This window comes from Sphingomonas rhamnosi (assembly GCF_036663615.1).
GTDB lineage: Bacteria > Pseudomonadota > Alphaproteobacteria > Sphingomonadales > Sphingomonadaceae > Sphingomonas.
This window is the reverse complement of the sequence record NZ_JAXOJJ010000012.1, coordinates 25,979-33,492: the sequence shown is the minus strand read 5'-3', so window position 1 is coordinate 33,492 and position 7,514 is coordinate 25,979. Positions and strand designations below refer to the sequence as shown.

Sequence of the window (7,514 nt, the reverse complement as noted above, 5' to 3'; positions counted from 1 at the left end):
TGTTTCAACTGACGTGCGACGGTCAGCGCCAGGCACTCCCTGCTGGCCTCGTCGATGATCGTGAGGATCCGGAACTTGCGCCCGTCGTGCGTTCGCGCTTCGACAAAGTCGTACGCCTAGACATGCCCCGGATACTCCGGCGACAGCCGGATGCACGAGCCGTCTTTCAACCACAGCCGGCCACGCTTGGGTTGTTTCTGTGGCACCTTCAGCCCTTCACGCCGCCAGATGCGCTCGACACGCTTGTGGTTCACCGACCACCCAGCGGCATGCAACAGCGCAGTCACCCGACGATAACCGTAGCGCCCATATTGCCCGGCCAGCGCAACGATGTCCTCAGTCAGCGCCTGTTCGTCATCTGCCCCACACGGCACTTTACGCTGCGTCGACCGGTGCTGCCCGAGCACGCGGCACACCCGCCGCTCGGATACGTCCAGCACCTCTTTTACCTGGTCAATGCACCGTCGACGCCGCGCGGGGCTCAGAAGTTTCCCCGTGCCGCCTCCTGCAGGATCAGTTTGTCCAGTGTCAGGTCGGAGATCGCACGCCGCAGCCGCAGGTTCTCCTTCTCCAGATCCTTCATCCGCCGAGCCTGATCCGTCTTCAGGCCACCATATTCTTTGCGCCAACGGTAGTAGGTCTGCTCGCTGACCGCGATCCGCCGGCATGCCTCGGCGGTCGTCCCGCCCTGGCCCAACACGATTTCAACTTCACGCAGCTTCCCGATGATCTCCTCGGGCTTGTGCTTCTTCGCAGGCATTCGTCGACCCTTCCTTAATCCAGACCCTTATAGTCGATGGACCACTCAGAAGGGGGCAGCTCATCCCATTACCAGCTCGCTACCGGATCAAAGCTGCACATCCTGACGGTGAACGACACGTTCAGCCGATTCTCGCCGACGGTGCCGCGGTTCAGTTCCCGAGCGCCGGACGTGATCGCGGTACTGGACCGAGTTTGTGGCGAGGTTGGCTATCCAGCCTCGATCCGGGTCGATCAAGGCAGCGAGTTCGTCTCCCGAGAACTCGACCTGTGGGCGTACATGAGGGGGAGGCATACTGGACTTCTCGCGGCCCGGCACACCGACGGACAACGCGTTCATCGAGAGCTTCAACGGCAAGTTCCGGGCGGACTGCCTGAACCAGCACTGGTTCATGAGCCTCGACGACGCGATCGGAAAATGCGAGGCATGCCGTAGAGACTATAACGAGGTGCGACCACATAGCGCGATCGGCAACAAGCCGCCGATATCGCTTGTGAACCCGTCAGCGGCACATGCCCGTCGCAGCCGGCAGGAACGGGGTAACGCCAGCCGGGTGGTCCACGATTGGGTAGCAGCTCGTCCGTCTGACGAGCTAACTAACCAATGACATGATTTCTGGAGAGCGAGCCACCGCCCCGGCAGTCATTTCTTCCGGACAATCTGAATCTCACCGGCGGTTACCTCCCCCGATGCTGCACCCCAACTAGAGCGAACTCTTTGCCTCAATTGAAGGCCGACCTCACCGAGGTTAAATTATCAACGCTATTGCGCCGCACCACAAAACCAAGCCTAAGAGTAGCGAGCCGCCGAGCGCGCAGGCCGTCTCTCTCGAGACGATGTCCTCGTTATCGTCGTTGTTTCGATTTACGCAAGCGGCATCCATCAGGCAGGCATCCTCTCAATGGCGATCATCGATCTCTGCCGATGTCCCGTATTGGCACATGGGAAGGGCGAGGCCTGCTGTAAAGCGTACGTATGGTCCAACCGAACTTTTTTCATTCGAGTAACATTGCGCTCTTGCGCGGATAGTGAAATTTGAAAGCGACCGATGACGATCGGTTTCCCACCCTTAGAGTTCTGGGGTACAGTATTGGTCATAGATTTCGGCGCTTTAGCCGATTGGAAACCTCGTGCTGACTGCATTGGTAGGTGGATGATGAGCATGTTAGGTGACCCATGGAGGAGACAGTCCCGTCCGAAATTCGCCTGACCCTTATGGGATAGCTCATGTCGCCCGGGCATTGCCCGGATCATCGCGACACGACGTGCCGCTGACGACGCTGGGCCGCTGGCGTATCGGAGGCCCGGCGGATCTGGTCATCACTCCTAAGAATGCCGCAGAATTGACAACCACTCTCGCTAACGTTGCCCGGGCGGGCCTTCCGCACGTAGTAATTGGTGATGGCTCAAACTTGCTATTTGACGACGCAGGATTTCGTGGTGTCATCATTCGGATCGGGCGAGATTTTGCTCATCTCACGATGGGCGAAGACGGAATTGTTACTGCTGGGGCCGGCTTGTGGGTGCCGAGCTTCGTCCGGAAAATAATGGCACATGGCATGGCGGGCGCAACCCATGCTATCGGCATTCCAGGCACGCTGGGCGGCTTGGTCACTATGAACGGCGGGAGCCAGCGGCGCGGTATCGGTGAGCACGTCGTATCAGTCGACGTCGTAGACGTCGACGGCAAGCAGCGGCGCATGATGCCGATCGAACTTAATTTCGCCTACCGCACGTCGTCGCTGCAAGCCAACGGTGCGATTGTCGTGTCGGCGCGCTTTCACTTTGCGGCCGGGGATCCCGCGGCGTTGCGTCGCGAAGCGCTTGGTATCCTTGCCTCGCGTCGCGCCAAGTTTCCAAAAATACGTGCTAATTGCGGCTCGGTCTTTGTAAGCGATCCGTCCCTGTACGATCTCGTCGGTCCGCCGGGGGCAGCGATCGAACGGGTCGGCCTCAAGGGCTTTGCCATCGGCGATGCTCAGATTTCCCCCGATCATGCTAATTTTATCGTCAATAATGGTCGTGCCCGCTCGGCTGACGTGCTCGCTCTGATTGGTCTTGCGCGGCGCCGCGTATATGATCTGACTGGCATCGCGATGAACGCAGAAGTCCGGCATCTCGCCAGCGATGGCACCTTGCGTCCCGCCCACGAAGTTTTCGGATCCGCCAATCCCTTTTGACCATATCAAGCAGGACCTACGATTATGACGGTTGCTGTTGCCATTCCATCGGACGCCTCTGCCGATCAGGGCCTTCCCGTACCTAAGGCACGCTTTCTCGATATCACGCGGTCTCGTTTAAGTGGGAAGGTGCGCGTAAGCGGTGCAAAGAACAGCGTGCTTCGCCTCCTCGCCGCATCGCTGCTGACCTCAGAACGGATCGTCCTTGACAATTATCCCGAGGCGCTGCTCGACGCAATCGTTCACGTTGGCATGCTTGAAGCGCTCGGCAAACGTTGCACTGTGGCCGATGGGACGCTCCACATCGACGAGGTAAGCGCTCCGGTTAGCGATCTCGTTTGGGGGGAACGTTCGATTCGAAATACTTTGCTCATCTTGGGCGCACTGGTCGCGCGTACTGGCGCGGGCAGCGTGCCGGTCCCAGGGGGCTGCGACTTGGGCGAACGCAAAACCGACCTGCATGAGTTGGTGTTGACGCGACTCGGCGCGAAGGTTTGGTATGAAGGTAATCGGCTATTCGCCCATGCGCCGAATGGCCTCACTGGTGCTGAAATCGTGCTGCCGATGCGATCGACCGGGGCAACCGAAAATACTCTGATCGCTGCCAGTCTTGCAAAAGGGACGACACGTTTGTGGAACCCGCATATTCGTCCCGAGATCCTCGACCTGTGTGAATTCCTGCGTAAGATGGGTGTAGCGATTACTGTCCACGGCCAAGAAAGCATTGTGATTGAGGGCGCTGGACAGCTCGCGGGCAGTACCCATCGGGTCATGCCCGACAATATGGAGGCAATGACTTGGTTGATCGGTTCGGTCATTACCGGGGGCGAGATCGAGATTCATGATTTTCCCGCGCATGATCTGGAAGTGCCGTTAATCTTCTTGCGGGAAAGCGGAGCTAAGCTGTCAATCGATGGTAATGTCGCTATTGTACGTTCTAGCCGGCCTTATCCGATCGAGATCAGCACTGGCCCCTACCCCGGCATTAATTCTGATATGCAGCCTTTATTCGCGGCGATGGGAGCCTGCGCCCGCGGCGAATCACGAATCGTCGATCTCCGCTTCGCGGGTCGTTATGGTTATCTAAATGAATTTGCGAGAATGGGAGTTGGCAGTCAGATACGCGACGGGGCGGCTCATATATACGGCACCGGTACTATAAAAGGGGCAACCGTCCGAGCTCTCGATCTCAGGGCTGGGGCGGCCTTAGCCCTCCTTGGTCTTGTAGCGGATGGGACGACCCGGATTTCGGACGCTTGGCAGATTGAGCGCGGCTACGACCGGTTTGTGGCAAAGGCCCGCTCGCTTAATGCGAATCTAACGTATAACGAGTAACTGACTTCAATGTCGTCGTATCGAACGATCAGGACCAACACACTGTGATCGACCAATTTCACGACTCAAATCCGTTGAGGGTGGCGTTGCGCGCCTGCCGGAAACATTTTATTTTTGCGGGCGCCTTCTCCGGCCTAATTAACATACTGTACCTGGTACCGTCGATTTACATGCTCCAGGTCTATGACCGCGTGGTACCCACCCGAGGGGTTTCGACCCTGCTGGTATTAACGCTCATCCTGGCTGTATCGCTGGTCGTGTTTGCGCTGCTTGATGCGGTTCGCATGCGCCTGCTGATGCGAGCTAGCATCCGGCTCGAACGGTTGGCCGCCTCAAACATCCTCCACCGCATTCTTGGTTCCAACGCCGCTTCACCAATGCAGCGTGCGCAGGCTATGCGCGATTTCGACACGCTGCGCGGCGTCCTTACTGGGCCGGCGATCGTTGCACTGTTCGATGCGCCTTGGGCTCCGATCTACATCATTATTTCGTATCTGCTGCATCCGCTGATCGGGCTGCTCGCGTTAGTTAGTTCAATCATCCTTATCGCACTTGCCATCATCAGCGACCTGATGACCCGGCGGGAGTTGGCCGAAGCGACGCAGCGCTCGACTGCCTCTTATCGAAGCCAAGATTATTCGATCCAGGCATCGGAAGTCGCGCGTGCGCTAGGCATGCGTAACGCACTGGTTACCCGGCACTTGGTCGAACGCGCCGACATCGTTCGCCGGCAGGGCGACGTGGCTTCGACGTCGGGCCTGTTTCTAGCGTTGACCAAGTTTCTCCGAATGCTGCTGCAATCTGCGGCGTTGGGCCTAGGCGCCTATCTTGCGATCAATCAAAGCATCTCTGCTGGAGCGATCTTCGCGGCGTCCCTAATTCTTGGTCGTGCGTTGCAGCCGGTTGAGCAAATTCTCGCAGCCATGAAGAATGTGATGAATGCGCAAAACGCCTACAAGGGACTTAACGCTTTCTGCCAATTGCCCGACGTTACCATACCGCCAATTAGCCTGCCCGCCCCATTGGGTAAGATTGCCGTCCGAAACCTGACCGTGCGCGCGCCCGGCAGCGATCGCGAATTGCTGTCCAATCTGAATTTCACGATCAATCCTGGCGAGATCGTGGCGCTTGTCGGGCCGAGCGGCGCGGGCAAGTCGACGCTAATGCGGGTGCTCGCGGGCGGCCTCGAGCCGGACGAGGGCGACGTTCGAATTGACGATGCGCGACTGGCAGACTGGAACCGTGAGGAACTTGGGCGTCACGTTGGCTACATGCCGCAGACGCCGACCCTGTTCCCGGCGTCCGTGCACGGTAATATCTCCCGGTTCCGTGGTTTTGAGGAACAGGCGGGGGAAGAAATGGACCGTAAGGTCGTTATGGCCGCGCAGATGGCAGGCGCACATGAACTTATCCTGGGCTTCGCTAGGGGCTATGACACGCAACTGGTAGTCCGCGAGGGGGGTGGGTTGTCCGCCGGCCAGCGGCAAGTAGTGGCGCTGGCGCGCGCACTTTTCGGAAGTCCTAAAATTCTGATACTTGACGAGCCGAATGCCCATCTAGATATGGCCGGCGAGGCTCGTCTGATGGCGACGCTTGGAGAATTGCGGCAGCAAGGCGCTACTGTGTTCGTCTCTTCGCATCGAACCGGGCTACTACAGGCAGTAGACAAGGTGATGTTACTGCGCGACGGCGTCGTCCAAGTTTTCGACGATCGGAGCAAGGTAGTTCGTCCGGCTCCGGTAGAGGCTCCGCCCGAAGCACGCCCGAAGGCCGAGCGGCTGCCAGATGACCATCAATCCGATCAACACGATACAGACCGGCCGCGGGCGGAAGGCTAAAACAGTGAACAACATGGCTTTAGCGACCCAAGGCTCGCAAGAGGTGATACCAGCGCCGCGTGGATTGGCAGAACGATTGGAACTCGACGATTCGCCGCGGCAGTCGATGTGGATTGGTGTCATCATCAGCGTTCTGTTTTTTGTCGTCCTGCTGGGCTGGGCGGCTTTTGCGCGCTTGGATGCTGCGGCCATGGGCGACGGACAGGTAGCGGTTTTGGGCAATCGTCAGACAGTGCAACACCGTGACGGTGGCATCGTCGATGCAGTAGATGTCCACGACGGGCAGCACGTCCAAGCAGGACAAGTACTATTTCGGTTAAAAGGAGCCGAGGTTGCGGCGTCTGAACGGGCCCTAGCAGGCACCGTCATCGACCTTCAAGCGCAACGAGCACGGCTCGAATCCGATGTCCGCGGCACGCCAATCATCTGGCCGGCGTCGTTCGACGCCGCAAGCGGCGACGATCGCGCACTTGTCGAGCATTCCAAGCAACTACAACTGGCCCAACGATCGGCTCGTTCCAACTCATTGGCCTCTAATACTGCGGTATTGCGGCAACAGCAGGCCGAGGTCGCACGCCAATCAACGGGCTATTCGGCACAGGCAAGTGCAAGCGCGCAGCAGCGCGCTTCACTACAGGCGCAGCTAGTCAGCACGCAGAAGTTGGCCGATGAAGGATATGTATCACGCAATTCTGTCCGCGCGATCGAGCGGTCGATCCAGCAATTGCAGGGGGCGGATGCCGAATATGCTTCGCGCGCGGCCGCTGCCCGTGAGCAGATCGGTCAAACCCGCGAACAGGTGATCCAAACATCACGCAAATATGTCGAAGACAGCGCGTCACTGCTGCGCGACACTCAGTTCCAACTTAACGAAGCCGTGCCAAAATGGCTGGCTGCAAAGGAACAGCTGGAACGAACTGTCATCCGCGCGCCAGTTACGGGCCGCGTTGTCGGTCTCCGAGTTTTTTCCGTTGGCGGAGTTATTCAAGCCGGGCAGCCCATCCTTGACATTGTGCCTGACAAGGCTCCGCTGATCATCAAAGCAAGCTTTCAGCCTACCGATATCGACGGCGTATTTGAAGGGCGTCAGGCCGAGGTCAAGTTCCTATCGCTGCACGAGCGTGATCTACCGATCCTATTGGGCGCGGTGCGCAATGTGTCGGCCGACAGCCTACGTGATGAACAGAGCGGTCGATCCTACTACACCGCAGAAGTCGTTGTGCAGCCGTCGGAGATTGCAAAGATAACCGCGGTCCGCGGTAATGACACGGGCATCCGGCCCGGGGTTCCTGTTCAGGTCTTAGTGAAGCTGCGCGCCCGTACCGCGCTACAGTATTTTCTTGATCCCCTAACAGAGGCGTTCTCACGCTCCCTGCATGAGAGGTAAAGCGGTTATTTAGG

At 58.5% G+C, this 7,514-nt stretch carries 4 protein-coding genes and 2 pseudogenes; 5 read left to right on the top strand and 1 reads right to left on the bottom strand.

Going from position 1 to position 7,514, the window contains the following annotated elements; genetic code table 11:
- Positions 1-760: pseudogene (locus U1701_RS17580) on the bottom strand (IS3 family transposase); the annotation flags it as partial.
- 66 nt (positions 761-826) lie between these two features.
- On the opposite strand from U1701_RS17580, the pseudogene U1701_RS17575 reads away from it, so the two are divergent.
- The 5 genes and pseudogenes from U1701_RS17575 to U1701_RS17555 form a co-directional block, all read left to right on the top strand.
- A pseudogene (locus U1701_RS17575) lies at positions 827-1,271 on the top strand (integrase core domain-containing protein); the annotation flags it as partial.
- Positions 1,272-2,025: 754 nt separating this feature from the next.
- Positions 2,026-2,940 carry a UDP-N-acetylmuramate dehydrogenase gene (gene murB, locus U1701_RS17570; RefSeq protein ID WP_332783875.1) on the top strand — a complete coding sequence of 305 codons (915 nt, stop codon included), beginning with the start codon at positions 2,026-2,028 and terminating at the stop codon, positions 2,938-2,940.
- Positions 2,941-2,964: 24 nt separating this feature from the next.
- Positions 2,965-4,275, top strand: a complete 1,311-nt coding sequence (locus U1701_RS17565) for a UDP-N-acetylglucosamine 1-carboxyvinyltransferase (RefSeq protein WP_332783874.1) — start codon at positions 2,965-2,967, stop codon at positions 4,273-4,275.
- Between the two features lie 44 nt (positions 4,276-4,319).
- Positions 4,320-6,113 (top strand): type I secretion system permease/ATPase, encoded by a 1,794-nt coding sequence (locus tag U1701_RS17560; RefSeq protein WP_332783873.1) that lies wholly within the window; start codon positions 4,320-4,322, stop codon positions 6,111-6,113.
- Entirely contained in the window at positions 6,061-7,500 is a 1,440-nt protein-coding gene (locus U1701_RS17555) for an HlyD family type I secretion periplasmic adaptor subunit (RefSeq protein ID WP_332783872.1), read from the top strand. The genes U1701_RS17560 and U1701_RS17555 overlap by 53 nt, the downstream gene beginning before the upstream one ends.
- Positions 7,501-7,514 lie beyond the last annotated feature (14 nt).